This is a genomic window from Pseudomonas sp. NPDC096925 (assembly GCF_044762545.1).
GTDB lineage: Bacteria > Pseudomonadota > Gammaproteobacteria > Pseudomonadales > Pseudomonadaceae > Aquipseudomonas.
On sequence record NZ_JBIWEM010000010.1, the window covers coordinates 149548 to 164315 of the forward strand.

Below are 14768 nucleotides of genomic sequence, written 5' to 3' on the forward strand. Positions count from 1 at the left end.
TGCCGCCAAACAGAGGTTTTGACATGAAAGTTTTGATCATCGGCAGCGGCGGCCGTGAGCACGCCCTGGCCTGGAAAGTCGCCCAGGATCCACGCGTCGAGAAAGTCTTCGTTGCCCCGGGCAACGCCGGCACCGCCATTGAAGCCAAGTGCGAGAACGTCGCCATCGACGTGTGCGCCCTGGAGCAACTGGCTGACTTCGCCGAGAAGAACGTCGACCTGACCATCGTCGGCCCGGAAGCGCCGCTGGTCATCGGCGTGGTCGACCTGTTCCGCAGCCGCGGCCTGGACTGCTTCGGCCCGACCAAGGGCGCGGCGCAGCTGGAAGGCTCCAAGGCCTTCACCAAGGACTTCCTGGCGCGTCACAAGATCCCGACCGCCGACTACCAGAACTTCACCGAAATCGAGCCGGCGCTGGCCTACCTGCAGGAAAAAGGCGCGCCGATCGTGATCAAGGCCGACGGCCTGGCCGCGGGCAAGGGCGTGATCGTCGCCATGACCCTGGAAGAAGCCGAAGCCGCCGTACGTGACATGCTGGCCGGCAACGCTTTCGGCGATGCAGGTTCCCGCGTGGTCATCGAGGAGTTCCTCGACGGCGAGGAAGCCAGCTTCATCGTCATGGTCGACGGCCAGAACGTGCTGCCCATGGCCACCAGCCAGGACCACAAGCGCGTCGGCGACCAGGACACCGGCCCGAACACCGGCGGCATGGGTGCCTACTCCCCTGCCCCGGTGGTCACCGCCGAAGTGCACCAGCGCGTGATGGACCAGGTGATCTGGCCGACCGTGCGCGGCATGGCCGAGGAAGGCAACGTCTACACCGGCTTCCTTTACGCCGGCCTGATGATCGACAAGGCGGGCAACCCCAAGGTCATCGAGTTCAACTGCCGCTTCGGCGACCCAGAGACCCAGCCGGTCATGCTGCGCCTGGAGTCGAGCCTGGTACTGCTGGTCGAGGCCGCATTCGCCAAGGCGCTGGACAAGGTCGAAGCGCAGTGGGACCCGCGCCCGAGCCTGGGCGTGGTGCTGGCTGCCGGCGGTTACCCGGGCGACTACGCCAAGGGCGACGTAATCAACGGTCTGGACGCTGCCGCGAAGATCGAAGGCAAGGTGTTCCATGCCGGTACTTCGCTCAAGGATGGCCAAGTGGTCACCAACGGCGGCCGCGTTCTGTGTGCCACCGCCATGGGCAGCACCGTTGCCGACGCGCAGCAGCAGGCTTATCGCCTGGCCAAGGAAGTAAGCTGGAACGGCAGCTTCTACCGCACCGACATCGGCTACCGGGCCATCGCCCGCGAGCGCGGTGAGCACCAGCAGTAAGTTCTACCGGATTGCCGCAGCGCGCCACAGTACCTTGCGCCTGCGGCATCCGGCTCGTCGACAGGGCCCAAAGGGGCCTTGCCTTCGACTTGGCGCGCCGCGCATAGTTAATACCCGGCACTTTGGCTAAGAAGGGATTTCGTAGTGCGTCGGCTTCGGATCGCCTCAGCTCTGATCGTCAGCTTGCTGACCTTGCTCTGCATGTTTCCGGCTGCGGCCGAACATGACGGAGGCTGGGCCGTTCTGCTTGACGAACAGGCCAATCTGCAACTGAGCGACGTGCGCTCCGAGCGTTACCGCAACCAGTTCAGCCCGATGGCTCTCGCCGACCTGGATGCCGCCCCTGCGGAACAGGCCCTGTGGCTGCACTACCGCCTGGAACCCGGCGAGCAGGAACAACTGCTGCGGGTATTCGCCCCAGACCTGTCAGGCCTGGACCTCTACGCCCTCGAGGGCGACCGACTTCTGCGTCAGCTGCACCACGGGCGCCAGGCAGGCAATGCCAGCCCGACCCTGCGTGGCAGCGACCATGTACTGCCCCTGCCCAACAGCAAACAACCCCTGGATATCTACCTGCGCCTGGTTTCCGAGCACCAGCTGCGCCCGGCCATCAGCCTGGAACCCGCGGCCGTGGCCGCCTCCGACCAGCGCCAGCCACTGCTGTTCGGCATGCTGTTCGGCGGCCTGGTGATGCTGATCATGCACAACCTGATCCGCTTCCTCTACAGCCGTTCCAGCACCACCCTGATCCTGGCGCTGTACCACGGCCTGATGCTGCTCAGCGGCCTGATCCTGCTGAACCTCAGCGGCCCCTGGTGGCACGTGTGGCACAGCGCGCAAACGCCCGCCGCGTACCTGACGCTGGTCCTGGCCGGTCTGGCCGGGCTGTATTTCACCCAGCATTTCTTCTCGCCCTGCAATTCGCCTCGGCTTAACCGCCTGCTGCAGGGCGAAATGCTGGTGGTCGGGGTCAGCGGGCTGGTGCTGCTGTTCGTCGACACCCTGCCCCTCAACCTGATGACCTACGCCCTGATGGCCCTGGGCAGCGTGAGCATGCTGCTCGTCAGCAGCTACCACTGGTACAAGGGCTATGCCCCCGCACGCCTGTTCAGCCTGGCCATGGTGGTGTTCAACCTGGGGGGCCTGGTGCTGCTGCCGGCGCTGCTGGGCCTGACCCGCACTCCAACGCCCTGGCTGCTGTGCATCCTGCTGGGCCTGACCGTGACCAGCGGCCTGCTGCTCAACCTGGCGGTCAGCGAACGCCTGCGGCGCATGAGCGAAGAGCGCTTCAGCGCCAGCCGCGCCCTGGCCGCCAGCGATGCCGAAATCAATGCCAAGGCCGAGTTCCTGGCCAAGATCAGCCACGAAATCCGCACCCCCATGAACGGTGTGCTGGGCATGACCGAGCTGCTGCTGGGCACGCCGCTGTCGGTCAAGCAGCGCGACTACGTGCAGACCATTCACAGCGCCGGCAACGAACTGCTCACGCTGATCAACGAAATTCTCGACATTTCCAAGCTGGAATCCCGGCAGATCGAGCTGGATGACGTGCAGTTCGACCTCAACGCGCTGATCGAGGATTGCCTGAACATCTTCCGTGCCAAGGCCGAGCAGCAGAACATCGAGCTGATCAGCTTCACCCAACCGCAAGTACCCCGGGTGATCAGCGGCGACCCTACGCGCCTGCGCCAGGCCTTGTCGAGCCTGCTGGAAAATGCCCTGAAAAACACCGACCAGGGCGAGATCCTGCTGGTGGTGGCGCTGGACCAGCGCGGCGATTTACCGCGCCTGCGCATCGCCGTGCAGGACAGCGGCGAACCGTTGCCCGCCGCCGAGCGCGAAGCCTTGCTGCAGGCCGAGCTGCACAGCCACCACTTCCTGTCCAGCAACAAGCTGGGCGGCCACCTGGGCCTGGTCATCGCCAAGCAGCTGATCGGCCTGATGCAGGGCGAGTTCGGCATCAAGAGCAGTACCGGCATGGGCAACACCCTGTGGCTGACCCTGCCGCTGGACCCTTCACGCCTGGAACAGCCACCGGCCGACCTCGACGGCCCGCTGCGTGATGCCCGCGTCCTGGTGGTGGACGACAACGACACCTGCCGCAAGGTACTGGTGCAGCAGTGCAGCGCCTGGGGCATGAACGTCAGTGCGGTGCCATCGGGCAAGGAAGCGCTGGCCCTGCTGCGCACCAAGGCCCACCTGCGCGACTACTTCGATGCCGTGCTGCTGGACCAGAACATGCCCGGCATGACCGGCATGCAGCTGGCCGCCAAGATCAAGGAAGACCCGAGCCTGAACCACGACATCCTGGTGGTGATGCTCACCGGCATCAGCAATGCGCCGAGCAAGATTATTGCGCGCAACGCCGGGGTCAAGCGGATCCTTGCCAAGCCGGTGGCTGGCTACACGTTGAAAACCACCTTGGCTGAAGAAATGGCCCAGCGTGGCCGCGAGCAAGCCGTACCAGCCAGTTTGCCCGGCATCCCCCAGGCACTGGACCTGCCCGGCGATTTCCGTGTGCTGGTCGCCGAGGACAACAGCATCTCGACCAAGGTGATCCGCGGCATGCTCGGCAAGCTCAACCTCGAGCCCGACACCGCCAGCAATGGCGAAGAGGCCTTGCAGGCGATGAAGGCGCAGCACTATGACCTGGTGCTGATGGACTGCGAGATGCCGGTCCTGGACGGTTTCTCGGCCACTCGGCAGCTGCGTGCCTGGGAAACTGCCAACCAGCGCCAGCGCACCCCGGTGGTGGCGCTGACCGCGCACATACTTGCCGAACACAAGGAACGCGCCCGCCTTGCGGGCATGGACGGGCACATGGCCAAGCCGGTGGAACTGTCGCAGTTGCGAGAGCTGATCCAGTACTGGGCCAACCAGCGGGAAGCCAAGGTGGATCCGGTGCATAGTTCCTGATCTGAGGCGCCTGTGCCGGCCTCTTCGCGGGTGAACCCGCTCCAACAGGTACTGCATAAGGCCTGAAGGCAATGCTATCCCTGTGGGAGCGGGTTCACCCGCGAAAAGGCCGGCACAGGCTATCAACAGAATCTGCTGATAAACTCTGCCCAGCCATAACTGCCTGGACTAGCCCCCATGCTCCATGAGTTGTTCAGCGTCTACCTGAAAATGCTCGTGCTCTACAGCCCGTTCTTCGTGCTGTCGTGCTTCATCAGCCTGACCCGCGGTCATTCCAGCAAGGAGCGCAAGCAGCTGGCCTGGAAGGTGGCCATCGCCGCGCTCATCGCCAGTGTCCTGCTGTACCTGTTCGGGCGGGCGATATTCGGCATTTTCGGCATCACCGCCGACGCGTTCCGCATCGGCGCCGGCAGCGTGCTGTTCATCTCGGCACTGGGCATGGCCCAAGGCAAGTCCGCGGTTCAGGCCGACAACGTGCAACAGGATGTCACCATCGTGCCGCTGACCATCCCGCTGACCGTCGGCCCGGGCACCATCGGTGCACTGCTGGTAATGGGCGTCGGCCACCCGCACTGGGACGACAAGGTGCTGGCCATCATCAGCATCGCCCTGGCCAGCTTCACCGTGGGCCTGGTGCTGTACCTCTCGCACCGCATCGAGCGCATCCTTGGCGACCAGGGCCTGCAGATCGTCAGCCGGCTGATGGGGCTGTTCGTCTGCGCCCTGGCTGCGCAGATCATCTTCACCGGTATCAAAGGCTACCTCGCGCCCTAGATGTCGAAATCCAGTATGCGCTGCAGGGAGACCTGAACGACGCGATCCCGAACCTTGGGCAAGAAACTCTGCTCGAAAGCCAGGATGTTGAAGCGTATCAACTCCGCTCGCACATTCTTGAGGCTGCGTTTGTGGCTGATGAAGCCCGCCCGGAACGCCGAACGATTGTCCGTTTCGTGATACAGCACCATGTCGACACGATTCGCCCCAGCAGACGCGCAGGGCAGCAATTGAAAATGCTGCCGCTCGTAGGCACAGCGCTCAAGCGATTGCAGAACCGGCGGCTTGGTCAACAGCTTGCGCATGGACTGGCTGCTTGCCGAGGCAAAATGATCGCCGGCGGTTGCGGCAATGGTTTCAAGCACCTTGTCGGTTTGCCTGGCACGGCCCTCCTCAGGCCAGTGCACCTGCTCGGCAGAAACTGCGTCCCAGCCCATGAATTTCAGCTGGTTGCGGTAGTAGGCCAACCAGTCCTGGATCAGCCCTTCCTTGTAGGCCGTCTCGGTGGCCCGCTCAGCCATCGCCAGGGCAAGCCGCACTTTGTTTTTCTGCGCAGTGGGAATACCCGGCAGAAACGAAACAATCCCTGCGCCGATCACAGCAGATATGGCTTCACTCATGTTGTGCTCCCATTACTGGTGCATGAGGGTCGAACCGATACTCCCCCTGTGCATCCTTGGTTTTCATCAATGTCTGCAGTTCATCTCGCTGACGTTGGAAACGCACGTTATCCAGCAGCAAGGAAACGCCATTGAACCTGGCTTCGCCCTGCAGAGCCTTTTCGACCAGCAACATGTCCCGCGAGGTGCCGGCGATCGGCTCGTCGAATTGCAGGGTGATACTGCAAAGGTCGAGCGTCGGCCCCGGCTTGAGCAAGCCAAGCTCGATCACCAGCTGCGAACCCTGCGTGCTGAACTTCAGCTGGTGGCGAAAACCTTCGATTGATCGGCTCAGGCCACTCTTCACTGCAGCCAGCACAGCCTCATGGCGGATCGAACGCATCCTCAGCCACGCCTCAAGTGGCTGTATCTGCGAGCCGCGCACGGGTTGCCCCAACTGTTTCAGGTCATGCGTACCGGCCAGCTTGATCCAGCCCAGTTGTCGGTATGCCTCGCGATAGGCGTCATACCAGGCTTCATAGTTCTCAAAGCGTGACCCCGCACGCCTGTTGGCCACCAACTGGGCGTAAAGGATCGAGTCGAAGGCGGCCTGACACTGAATCTGGCCAGTGTCTGCGCGATACAGTAGTGCCGTTCCGCCAATCAACATCAGTTGTTCAGCTGTTCTGTCCATGGTGTTGCCTCGTCACAAATAGCCGAACAAGGCGGCGTTGCAACGCCGCCCTGCAATCAGATGTCGTACTGGAGAATGTTCTCGACACTGCGCACGCCGAGTTTGTTTTCCACGGTTTCGCGGATTTTTTCGTAGACGAAGGTGTTGAGGGTTAGCACAGCCGTGCCGGCGTAGTAGTGGGTCTTGTCCAGCTTCCACTGGATACCCAGGATGTCATCATCCAGCTGCGGGGCAGACGCCTGGATGCAGCTCACCACCATGACCACATCGTTGTTATCGGTTTCGATGCAGGCCGCCATCCCGACCATGCCCCTGGCCTGGTTCTTGCGTTTGTGGTCGAGCACCTTGGCGTCGTTTTCGACGGTGGTCAGTTTGTCGAAGGCCATCTTGGCCAGCTCACCCAACTTGGTACCACCCAACATTGCATTCCCCACCACACCGATCGCCCGTATAGCGACAGCGCCCACGGTGACAGACAGTTCCGCCGAGGTTTCCAGTTCGAAACTACGCTTGGGGATGGTAAAGCCAAGATCACGCATGACATCGATGAACCGCTCGTACCACTCCCTGCTCTGCTTTTCGGCATCGAAGGATTTGTCAGCCACCAAAGTGGCGAAGTGGAAGGCGTTCTTTACGTCATGCCGGCTTTGCGAAGACATGCCTGCGCCGCAGGCCAGCAGGTTGCCTTCGACCAGGATGGCCGCGTCGGTGGTAGTGACTTGTGTTTCTTCGGACATGTGGAAACTCCTAGATGGTTGCCCCCCGAGTCAGGGGCAACCACCTTAGCCAGCGCGCCCACGATGCAGCGCGCTGAAGGGTTTCCGGTGCAACTAGTTGGCCGACGGGTACCAACGCGGGGTGTAGGCCCACAGCCCGCCCGACAGGCGAGGAAACACGCAGGTTGTAGAGGAGCCCACCAAGACCATGGTGCGCATGTCGACCATTTCCGGCAGCAGCTCGGCCAAAGTGACGACCTTCAGCGTCTGCCCCGGCCTACCGATATCGCGGCCAAGGACTACAGGCGTGTTCCCGTCACGGTGCCGACGCACCACTTCCAGCGCCACGCCGAGCTGATGCGGCCTGGATTTGGAAATCGGGTTGTAGAACGCCAGCACCAGGTCGGCCTGGGCCGCCAGGTCCAGGCGCTTTTCAATGATCGACCAGGGTTTGAGGTTGTCCGACAGCGACATCACGCAGAAGTCATGCCCCAGCGGCGCGCCCGCCTGGGCGGCGGTTGCGAGCGAGGCCGACACCCCCGGCAGGATCTCGAGATCCACCCGGTGCCAGGCCGCGTCATTGGACTCGTGCAGCGCTTCAAGTACCGCAGCCGCCATGGCGAACACACCCGGGTCGCCCGACGACACCACCACCACCGAACGGCCCTGGGCCGCCAGTTCGAAGGCATGCCGGGCACGCTGCATCTCTTCACGGTTGTCGGTGCAGTGCAGCACCTGGTCGTCACGGAACGGGCCGGCCATGCGCACGTAGGTTTCGTAACCGAGCACATCTTCGGCCCGCGCCAGTTCAGCCTTGACCGCCGGCACCATCAGTTCGGCAGCACCCGGCCCCAGGCCGATGACCGCCAGGCGACCGCGACGACGGCCAACCTGCGCCACCTCGACCGGGGCAGGCGCCACCGCGATGACCACGTCTGCCACCTCGATCAGTTGCGCAGCGGGCAATGCCGCAGCAACCATACCGGCCACATCATGCGCCTTGGCGGCAAAGCGCAAGGCAACACCCAGGGCCTGTGCCGCTTCGTGCAGGGCGCTATCGGCCATGGCTTGCTCGTCGGCCAGCAGGCAGGCCACTGCCGGCTCGGCGATGCCGGCCTGCTGCAATGCCGCACGAATACTGGCCAGACTACCACCCGCAACACCCACTACCACCGAACGTGGGTGGATCAGCAGCTCGTCACGGCTGGCCGGACGCGCCTGGTGCCCCACATGGATGGTACGCCGGGCCGCCTCACTGGCAGGCAATTGCGCCTGCTGCAGCCACGGCGCGTCACCTTCGATGCGTACCGTCTCGCCAGCCAGCAGGTCGGAGACGAAGCGCTTGCCTTGCTCGATATCCGCCAGGGCATAGCCCTGCGGCGGGTTCAGCAGGCAGGTGCCGAAACGCAATTCGCCACTGGTGGTGATGGCCGCAGCAACGCCCAATGCCTCGGCGATTTCGCGCGCCATCACGTTCACACCGCCAAGGCCACCGAGCAGCGGCACTACGGCACTGCCGTCTTCGGCCACGGCCAGTACCGGTGGCTCGACACCTTTCTCGCTGAGCAGGCTGGCCAGGCTGCGGATGACGATACCCGCGGCGCACAGGGCGATGATAGGCGTGTCCTGCTGGTACAGCCCACGCAGGGTATCGCCGAACGCGGTGTAATAAAGGTCGGCACCCTCGACCCGGCCTTCCAGGCCATGGATCGATGCCTGTGGATAACACTGCTGGATACGCTGCGCCGTGGTCAGGCTGCCCTGGCCAAGGATGACGATCGCCGGCGCCCGGTGCATGTTCAGCCCTGCCATTTTTCACCCGGCACGATGATCAGCGAGAAGTACGGCGACGACTGCGGGTCGACCTGGTCCAGCGGCACGATTTTCTGGTTGGCCATGGTCGCCCGCTCCACATACAGCGCGCGCCCGTCCAGGCCCAGTTCGGCCAGCACTTCGCGCACCTTGGGGAAGTTGCGGCCAAGCTTCATGATCACTGCCGCATCGGCGTCGGCCAGGCGACGCTTGAGCTCTGCGGCCGGCAACACGCCAGACAGCACCGACAGGCTCTGGTTGCGGTACACCAGCGGCGCGCCCAGTACCGAGGCGCCACCGAGCATCGAGCAGACGCCGGGGATTACTTCGGCCTCGTAGCGCTGCGCCAGGCGATCGTGCAGGTACATGTAGGAGCCGTAGAAGAACGGGTCGCCTTCGCAGATCACCGCCACGTCGCGGCCGGCATCCAGATGCTCGGCCACCTGCATGCTGGCCTCGTCGTAGAAGTCGCTGATCACCTGTTCATAGGACAGCGGCGCTGGCAGCGCTTCGGTGGTTACCGGGTAGACCAGCGGCAGCAAGGTCTGCTCGGGCTGCAGGTGCGCCTCGATGATGCCGAAGGCATTGCCACGCTTGCCCTTGGCCACGAAGTAGCCGACCACCGGCGCTTCACGTAGCAGACGCAGGGCCTTGAGGGTAATCAGTTCAGGGTCGCCAGGGCCCACGCCCAGGCCCAGCAGACGTCCACGCGGCGCCATCATTCCACCTCCGTGGCCAGGGCGTTGACCGCGGCGGCGGCCATCGCACTGCCGCCAAGGCGGCCCTGCATGATCACGAACGGCACGCCACGGCTGTCGGCGGCGAGCATCGCCTTGGACTCGGCGGCACCGACGAAACCGACCGGGAAGCCGAGGATCAGTGCCGGTTTCGGGGCGCCGGCGTCGAGCATTTCCAGCAGGTAGAACAGCGCGGTAGGGGCGTTGCCGATCACCACCACACTGCCTTCCAGATACGGCCGCCACAGCTCCAGGGCCACGGCGGAACGGGTATTGCCTGCGTCTTTGGCCAGGCCCGGTACGCTCGGGTCGCGCAGGGTGCAGATGACCTTGTTGTCGGCGGGCAGGCGGGCACGGGTGATGCCTTCGGCGACCATGTGCGCATCGCACAGGATCGGCGCGCCGTTCAGCAGCGCCTGGCGCCCGGCCCGGCCGGCACCTTCGGAGAACTGCAGGCCATCGATGGCGTCGACCATGCCACAGGCGTGAATCACGCGCACGGCGAGCTTTTCGAGGTCTGCGGGGATCCGCTCGAGTCGGGCTTCCTCGCGGATGATCCGGAAGGAGTTGCGATAGATCTCCTGACCATCGCGGATGTAGTCAATCATCAAGGTGCTCCGTCGGCAGGTCGAGCATGGCGCCTGCTTCATTCAAGGTAAGGTCGGTGGCGCGCAGGGCACCGAAGCCCGGCTGGCGCGCATCACGCAGGTACAGGTCGTAACGGCCCGGCGCGCGGGCCAGCAGGGTGGCCGGGGCCACATGGGCCACGGCACAGGATCGGGGGCAACCGGACAAGTGCACGCTGCCGGGCACGCCTGGGCCGAGCAGCGCCGCGAGGGTGACGGCATCGGCCTTGGTCTCGCCCAGGGCCTTGGCACAACCGCTGGCGCCGGTGCAGGCGCTGATGCGCGCCAGTGGCTCATGGTCGTGGCAGAGCAGGCCCAGCGTGGACAACTCGGCCTGGGCGTGGTCGACGTGCTGCGCTTGCAGGTTGGTCAGCACCAGGCTTTGCCAGGGGCTCAGGCGCAGGCTGCCATCGCCCCGTTCACGGGCAATATGCGCGGCGCCGCGCAGCATGGCCGGGGTCAGGCGACCCTGCGGCGGGGCAACGCCCAAGGCCAGCCCTTGCGCCTGGGGCAGCACGCCCAGCCACGAGACGCTGCGCGGTTCACGTCGCCATGCGAGCACGGCGGGATCGCGGCGGATAGCCAGGCCGAGCCCGTCGATGAAATCGGTTGTCGAGCACACCTCGAGCAACTGGCGCATGCGCGACTGTGCCGGGGTGGCCAGGTCGAGGAAGCGCTCAAGCACCGCACGCACCAGTGCCAGGCCTTGTTCCGCCGGCACCGCACCGAGTACCTGGCCGTCTGCCGGGCAACCCGCCAGGCCAAACGCCAGCCAGGTCCGCTGCTCCAGGCGCAGGGCCGACAGCCACAGATCATGGGGGTGTTCGAGCATGGCCAGGTTTTCGCCGGCATCCAGCTGCACGGCGAACTTGGCCGACAACTGGTGAAAACGCGGGGTGCCTTCCAGCAGATCGAGGATCTGCCCGGCCAGCGGACGGGCGTCCAGCAGCATCGCCGGGTCATGCCCGGCCAGCGGGCTGAGCATCAGGTTGCGCACATCGTCACCGGCGGCATCACGCGGGCCCAGGCCGGCAGCGAGCAGCGTCTCGACCAGGCCGCGATGCTCGCTACCGATGCCGCGAATCTGCAGGTTGCCGCGGTTGGTGGCCTCGATCACGCCACCGGCGAAACGCTCGGCCGCCGCCGCCACCGCATCGGCCTGGTCGGCCAGCAGCAGGCCACCCGGCAGCTTGATGCGGCAGATACCGCCATCACGGGCACCGACGATGCGCCACAACCCCGGGCAGGCCGAGGGACGGGGCGATACATGGGGGGCATGGGCCTGGGTCAAAGGGGCGTCCGGCAATCTGTGAAAATGCGCTTGAGTGTAGAAGGCGCGGTATTATGCCTGCTTTGTCCGGCGGCATGAAAAGCCGGTGGTCGAGCATCATTCGGGTTTGAGCAGAAATTTTGGGGGCGCTGCGCACCCCATCGCGACACAAGGCTGCTCCCACAGGGATCACCACACCCTGTGGGAGCGGCCTTGTGTCGCGATGGGCTGCACAGCAGCCCCAGGGTCTGAAGAGGTATCCATGGCACCCTGGCTGACAGTAGTAGGTATCGGCGAAGACGGCTTCAGCGGCCTGGGCAAACAGGCCCGGCGCGCGCTGCTGGGCGCTGCGCGGATCTTCGGCAGCCCGCGCCAGCTGGCCTTGCTGCCACGCTGCGTGGCCGGCGAGCGGCTGGGCTGGCCAAGCCCGTTCTCGCTGGCCCCGGTGCTGGCCCTGCGCGGCGAGCCGGTGTGCGTGCTGGCCAGCGGCGACCCGATGTTCTACGGCGTCGGCGCCAGCCTGGCGCGGCAGTTGCCCGCCGCTGAAATGCGCGTGTTGTCGATGCCCTCCTCCTGCGCCCTGGCCGCTGCCCGCCTGGGCTGGCCGCTGCACGACGTGCAGGTGGTATCGCTGGTCGCTCGGCCCCTTGCAGCGCTCAATGCCCATCTGCACAGCGGCGTGCGCCTGCTGGTGCTGAGCAACGACGGCGATAGCCCGGCAGCAATTGCCACGCTGCTGCGCGAGCGGGGCTTCGGGCCAAGTCGCCTGCGGGTCTTCGAACACTTGGGTGGCGTCGACGAACGTGATTTGGCCGGCACTGCCCAGGACTGGCCGCACAACGACGTCGCCGCGCTCAACCTGGTAGCCATCGAGTGCCTGGCCGGTGCCGACGCCCCGCGCCTGCACCGGCTGGCCGGGTTGCCGGACAGCGCTTTCCGGCATGACGGCCAGCTGACCAAACGCGATGTCCGCGCCATCACCCTGGCGCGCCTGGCACCACAGCCCGGCGAGCTACTGTGGGACGTGGGCGCCGGCTGCGGTTCGATCGGCATCGAATGGATGCGCGCCCACCCGGCCTGCCGCGCCCTGGCCATCGAGGCCGACGAAGGCCGCCAGGGTTTCATCGAACACAACCGCGATGCGCTGGGTGTACCCGGCCTGCAGCTGGTCCGCGGCAAGGCACCGGCGGCGCTGGAAGGCCTGGAGCAACCGGATGCGATCTTCATCGGTGGCGGCGTCACCCGCGAAGGCGTGCTCGACCTGTGCTGGGCAAACCTGCGCCCCGGCGGCCGGCTGGTAGCCAACGCCGTGACCCTGCAAAGCGAACTGGCCCTGGCGCATTTCCGTGAACACCACGGCGGTGAGCTGACCCGCATCCACATCGCCCATGCCCAGCCATTGGGCGCCTTCGACACTTGGCGCCAGGCGCTGCCAATCACCTTGCTGGACGTGGTGAAACCCGCCGATGCGTGAAGAAACCCGCGAACAACCCGCCCCCCTGCGCAGCGGCCTGACCACCGGCAGCTGCGCCACCGCCACCAGCCTGGCGGCAGCACGCTTGCTGCTGGGCGGCGAGAGCAGCGACGCCGTCAGCATCACCCTGCCCAAGGGCAAGGTGGTGCAAATGCGCCTGGAGTTCTGCCGCCTCACCAGCGAAGGCGCCGAAGCGGGCACGCTCAAGGATGCCGGCGACGACCCGGACGTGACCCACGGCGCCCTGCTCTATAGCCAGGTGCGCCTGCTGGCCGAACCGGGCATCCACTTTGTCGCCGGCGCCGGCGTCGGCACCGTGACCCGCCCGGGGCTGGTGCTGGCGGTGGGTGAGCCGGCCATCAACCCGGTGCCACGGCGCATGATCCGCGAACACCTGCAACGCCTGGCGGACGAATGCAGCTACCTCGGCGGCTTCGAGGTCACGGTCAATGTACAGGGCGGCGAGCAACTGGCCTTGAAGACCATGAACCCGCGCCTGGGCATCCTGGGCGGGCTGTCGATCCTCGGTACCAGTGGCATCGTGCGGCCGTTCTCCTGCGCGGCCTACATCGCCTCGATCCACCAGGGCATCGACGTCGCCCACACCAACGGCTACACGCATATCGCCGCGTGCACCGGCAACGCCAGCGAAGACACCATGCGCCGGGTCTACGGCCTGCCGGAAATCGCCCTGATCGAAATGGGCGACTTCGTCGGTGCGGTGCTCAAGCACCTGCGCAAGGTGCCGGTGCCACGCCTGACCCTGTGCGGCGGCTTCGGCAAGATCAGCAAGCTGGCCGCCGGGCACATGGACCTGCACAGCCGTCACTCCAGCATCGACTTGCCGCAACTGGCCGGCTGGGCTGCGGACATCGGCGCCGACGAGGCGCTGCAGGCCGCGATCATTACTGCCAACACCAGCCAGCAGGCCCTGGCCCTGGCCCATGCAGCCAGCATCCCCCTGGGTGACGCGGTGTGCGCCCACGCCCTGGCCTTCGCCCGCAGCGTGGTGCCGGCGCAGGTGCAGGTGGAGGTGTTCGCCATCGACCGCCAGGGTGGCATCGTCGGCCGGGCGGGTGTGCAATGAACGGGCGCATCCTGCTGCTGGGCGGCGTCACTGAAGCCCTGGCCATCGCTCGCCGCCTGGGCCCACAGCACATCTACAGCCTGGCGGGCATTGGCCGGGTACCGCAGGACCTGCAATGCCAGGTTCGGGTCGGTGGCTTTGGCGGCGCCGAGGGCCTGGCCCACTACCTGCACGAGGCGGGTATCACGTTGCTGATCGATGCCACCCATCCCTATGCCGCACAGATCAGCCGCAATGCCGCCAGCGCCGCACGCATGGCCGGCATTCCATGCTGGGCCTTGCGCCGCCCGGCATGGCAGGCACAAGCGGGGGACGACTGGCGCGAGGTCGAGGACTGGGCAGGGTTGATCGAGGCGCTCAAGCCGTTTCGCAGGCCATTGTTCACGCTGGGGCGTGAGCCACTGCAACATCTGGAGGAGATACCGCCGGAGCAGTTCTGGACCTTGCGTGCGCTGGAGGCGTGCCCTGGCAATGACCGCTGTGAAGTGATTGGCGCGCGCGGGCCGTTCCATATTGAAGATGAACGCGCGTTGTTCCAGCGCCGCAGGATCGATGTGCTGATCAGCAAGAACAGCGGCAGCGTGGCGACCGAACCGAAGCTGGAGGTGGCGCGGGAGCTGGGGATACCCGTGCTGATCCTGAAGCGACCGGCTTTGCCGGATGTGGACCGGGCGTTCGACTCGCTAACCGACCTGGCAGCGACACTCGGCCTGCGCGGATAACAAATTCCGTAAGCGCACCGCA

Annotated in this window: 13 protein-coding genes; 6 read left to right on the plus strand and 7 right to left on the minus strand. The window is 65.5% G+C overall.

The window, feature by feature from the left end; all coding sequences use genetic code 11:
- The first annotated feature begins 23 nt into the window (after nt 1-23).
- The 3 genes from purD (at nt 24) to ACIQYU_RS23850 (ending at nt 5009) form a co-directional block, all read left to right on the plus strand.
- Entirely contained in the window at nt 24-1319 is a 1296-nt protein-coding gene (purD, locus tag ACIQYU_RS23840; protein WP_207828899.1) for a phosphoribosylamine--glycine ligase, read from the plus strand.
- Between the two features lie 144 nt (nt 1320-1463).
- Entirely contained in the window at nt 1464-4235 is a 2772-nt protein-coding gene (locus ACIQYU_RS23845; protein WP_207828890.1) for a hybrid sensor histidine kinase/response regulator, read from the plus strand.
- Nucleotides 4236-4412: 177 nt separating this feature from the next.
- The gene (locus tag ACIQYU_RS23850; RefSeq protein ID WP_207828887.1) at nt 4413-5009 is read left to right on the plus strand and encodes a MarC family protein; all 597 of its coding nucleotides are present in this window, start codon (nt 4413-4415) and stop codon (nt 5007-5009) included.
- On the opposite strand, the gene ACIQYU_RS23855 is transcribed toward ACIQYU_RS23850, so the two are convergent.
- From ACIQYU_RS23855 to cobG, 7 genes are all read right to left on the minus strand, one after another.
- A complete protein-coding gene (locus ACIQYU_RS23855; RefSeq protein ID WP_207828885.1) occupies nt 5006-5629 on the minus strand; it encodes a hypothetical protein in 624 nt (207 codons plus the stop codon). The two genes, ACIQYU_RS23850 and ACIQYU_RS23855, sit on opposite strands and share 4 nt — an antisense overlap.
- Nucleotides 5622-6278 (minus strand): hypothetical protein, encoded by a 657-nt coding sequence (locus ACIQYU_RS23860; RefSeq protein WP_207828970.1) that lies wholly within the window; start codon nt 6276-6278, stop codon nt 5622-5624. Before ACIQYU_RS23860 ends, ACIQYU_RS23855 begins: the two co-directional genes overlap by 8 nt.
- Before the next feature lie 80 nt (nt 6279-6358).
- On the minus strand, nt 6359-7039 hold the full coding sequence (locus ACIQYU_RS23865; protein ID WP_207828883.1) for a hypothetical protein: 681 nt from the start codon (nt 7037-7039) through the stop codon (nt 6359-6361).
- Nucleotides 7040-7132: 93 nt separating this feature from the next.
- Nucleotides 7133-8815: a precorrin-3B C(17)-methyltransferase gene (gene cobJ, locus ACIQYU_RS23870; RefSeq protein ID WP_207828967.1), complete on the minus strand. Its 1683-nt coding sequence runs from the start codon at nt 8813-8815 to the stop codon at nt 7133-7135.
- A gap of 2 nt (nt 8816-8817) precedes the next feature.
- A complete protein-coding gene (locus tag ACIQYU_RS23875) occupies nt 8818-9552 on the minus strand; it encodes a precorrin-2 C(20)-methyltransferase (protein WP_207828881.1) in 735 nt (244 codons plus the stop codon).
- Complete coding sequence (locus ACIQYU_RS23880) at nt 9549-10175, minus strand: precorrin-8X methylmutase (RefSeq protein ID WP_207828879.1); 627 nt, start codon at nt 10173-10175, stop codon at nt 9549-9551. Before ACIQYU_RS23880 ends, ACIQYU_RS23875 begins: the two co-directional genes overlap by 4 nt.
- On the minus strand, nt 10168-11499 hold the full coding sequence (gene cobG, locus ACIQYU_RS23885) for a precorrin-3B synthase (RefSeq protein ID WP_207828873.1): 1332 nt from the start codon (nt 11497-11499) through the stop codon (nt 10168-10170). The genes ACIQYU_RS23880 and cobG overlap by 8 nt, the downstream gene beginning before the upstream one ends.
- A 226-nt stretch (nt 11500-11725) precedes the next feature.
- On the opposite strand from cobG, the gene cbiE reads away from it, so the two are divergent.
- The 3 genes from cbiE to ACIQYU_RS23900 are packed head-to-tail and all read left to right on the plus strand — an operon-like array spanning nt 11726 to nt 14746.
- A complete protein-coding gene (gene cbiE / locus ACIQYU_RS23890; protein ID WP_207828870.1) occupies nt 11726-12937 on the plus strand; it encodes a precorrin-6y C5,15-methyltransferase (decarboxylating) subunit CbiE in 1212 nt (403 codons plus the stop codon).
- Nucleotides 12930-14024 carry a cobalt-precorrin-5B (C(1))-methyltransferase gene (locus tag ACIQYU_RS23895; RefSeq protein WP_343584271.1) on the plus strand — a complete coding sequence of 365 codons (1095 nt, stop codon included), beginning with the start codon at nt 12930-12932 and terminating at the stop codon, nt 14022-14024. Before cbiE ends, ACIQYU_RS23895 begins: the two co-directional genes overlap by 8 nt.
- Nucleotides 14021-14746, plus strand: coding sequence for a cobalt-precorrin-6A reductase (locus tag ACIQYU_RS23900; RefSeq protein ID WP_233687349.1), 726 nt, complete (start codon nt 14021-14023; stop codon nt 14744-14746). Before ACIQYU_RS23895 ends, ACIQYU_RS23900 begins: the two co-directional genes overlap by 4 nt.
- Nucleotides 14747-14768 lie beyond the last annotated feature (22 nt).

Bases quoted from the DNA above. Each gene is read 5' to 3' on its own strand.
- purD (WP_207828899.1), top strand. From the start codon at position 24: ATGAAAGTTTTGATCATCGGCAGCGGCGGCCGTGAGCACGCCCTGGCC.
- ACIQYU_RS23850 (WP_207828887.1), top strand. From the start codon at position 4,413: ATGCTCCATGAGTTGTTCAGCGTCTACCTGAAAATGCTCGTGCTCTAC.
- ACIQYU_RS23855 (WP_207828885.1), bottom strand. From the start codon at position 5,629: ATGAGTGAAGCCATATCTGCTGTGATCGGCGCAGGGATTGTTTCGTTT.
- ACIQYU_RS23860 (WP_207828970.1), bottom strand. From the start codon at position 6,278: ATGTTGATTGGCGGAACGGCACTACTGTATCGCGCAGACACTGGCCAG.
- ACIQYU_RS23865 (WP_207828883.1), bottom strand. From the start codon at position 7,039: ATGTCCGAAGAAACACAAGTCACTACCACCGACGCGGCCATCCTGGTC.
- cobJ (WP_207828967.1), bottom strand. From the start codon at position 8,815: ATGCACCGGGCGCCGGCGATCGTCATCCTTGGCCAGGGCAGCCTGACC.
- ACIQYU_RS23875 (WP_207828881.1), bottom strand. From the start codon at position 9,552: ATGATGGCGCCGCGTGGACGTCTGCTGGGCCTGGGCGTGGGCCCTGGC.
- ACIQYU_RS23880 (WP_207828879.1), bottom strand. From the start codon at position 10,175: ATGATTGACTACATCCGCGATGGTCAGGAGATCTATCGCAACTCCTTC.
- cbiE (WP_207828870.1), top strand. From the start codon at position 11,726: ATGGCACCCTGGCTGACAGTAGTAGGTATCGGCGAAGACGGCTTCAGC.
- ACIQYU_RS23895 (WP_343584271.1), top strand. From the start codon at position 12,930: ATGCGTGAAGAAACCCGCGAACAACCCGCCCCCCTGCGCAGCGGCCTG.
- ACIQYU_RS23900 (WP_233687349.1), top strand. From the start codon at position 14,021: ATGAACGGGCGCATCCTGCTGCTGGGCGGCGTCACTGAAGCCCTGGCC.